This window comes from Halopenitus persicus (genome assembly GCF_900107205.1).
In the GTDB taxonomy this organism is placed as follows: domain Archaea; phylum Halobacteriota; class Halobacteria; order Halobacteriales; family Haloferacaceae; genus Halopenitus; species Halopenitus persicus.
Window position 1 is genome coordinate 1 of sequence record NZ_FNPC01000027.1, and the last position, 1,622, is coordinate 1,622.

The window sequence follows — 1,622 nt, forward strand, 5'->3', positions numbered from 1 at the left end:
CGCCCGACGAGGAGAGCGAACAGGACGAACCGGGCGAGGAGGGCGAACAGCCCGAGGGCGACGCGCCCGGAGAGGACGTGATCGACTCCGAGACCGGCGTGGAGGTCGAGTTCGAGGGCGAGACGGAGGACGGCAGCGAGGGACCCGAGGGCGATACGGTGTCGGTCCGTGAACTCTCGAACGAGGACCTCGATGCGATCGACGCCACCGCCAGGGACGGCAACCCGCGAGCGGTGATCTCGACGGCGGAGGACGAGGACGGCGACGGCGTCAACGACGAGAGTGACGACTCCGAGGGGGACGCGATCGACCTCGCGGAAGGCACCATCGTGACGAACGTCGGGGAACCGGTCCGGCTCTCGGGCGAGCGGTCGACGATCAGCGTTTCGAGCGGGGTGACGGAGCAGGACCGGATCGTGCGCGCGGTGGACATCGAACCGCCGGAGAACCGCCGGAATCAGCCGGCGACGGTGCGGCTGCGCGTCGACCGCGATCAGTTCGGCGACGCCGACCCCTCGGGCGCCACGCTCGGCCACCGGACCGAGAACGGCTGGGAGCTGCTGGACACTACCGTGACGGAGACGACCGAGGACTACGTGGTCGTGTCGGCGCGCACGCGCAGCTTCTCCCCGTTCGCGGTCTTCGTCGACCCGGACGTCACCTACCAGTGGACGCTGCCGGACGGAACCACGCAGAACGGCCGAGTGCTCGAGTACACCTTCGCGGAGCCGGGAGAATACGAGGTCGGACTCACCGTCCGCGACGCCCTCGGCCGCGAGAGTACGGCCACCCGGACGGTCATCGCCAACGACGTACCGACCGCCGAGGTCTCCGCGGAGTACGACCGGGCGGCCGAGATGGCGACCCTCACCGCGGACGTCACGAACGAGGTCGGCGACGCCACGGTGACCTGGACGTTCGCCGACGGGACCACGAAGACCGGCGAGACGGTCATCCATCCCCTCGAACCCGGCGAGCACGTGGTCGACGTGCGCGTGGCCGACGAGTACGGGGCCGCCACCGAGACCACCGAGCGGATCGCGGTCGCGACGGGGTGGTCGGTCGTCTCCGAGCTCTCGGCGCTGGGCATCGGCAGCACGATCCTCTGGCAGACACTCCTGTCGCTGACCGCCCTCGGCCTCATCGTCGCCGCCTACCACTACGTCCCGTGGGGGCGCGTCGTCCCCGAGGGTCGCGGCCCCCGGATCACAGTCTTCGAGGATCCTCGCGTGACCCTCGAGGCCAACCGCTTCGAGATCGGCGCGCTGACCGTCGTCGATCCGCAGGTCGCGCTCGATACGATCTCGATCGAGATCGTCGACGGGGACGGAACCGAAGTCGTCCGCAAGCGTCTCGAGATCGTCGGAGACCGCGAGTACACGGCCGAAGACGAGGCGATCGTCGTGCCGCCCGGAACCGACCTCGACCCCGAGGGGAACTACCGGATCCGGGTAACCGCCCGCAACGTGCGCGACCGGACCGGGTCGCTCGAAGGGCCGTCGGTCCGGATCGTCTCCACGCTCACGGACCCGATGCCGGCGGTGTGACTCTCGCGGACAAACCGGCCACTACGGACTTATCGGTTTACTCGTCCTCGCCGACCTTTTCGACACGGGCCCGTG

1 protein-coding gene is annotated in these 1,622 nt (G+C 69.5%); it reads left to right on the top strand.

The window, feature by feature from the left end:
- Positions 1-1,547 (top strand): PKD domain-containing protein (locus BLV25_RS16595; protein ID WP_143114523.1); only part of this gene is annotated, 1,547 nt, incomplete at its 5' end.
- Positions 1,548-1,622 lie beyond the last annotated feature (75 nt).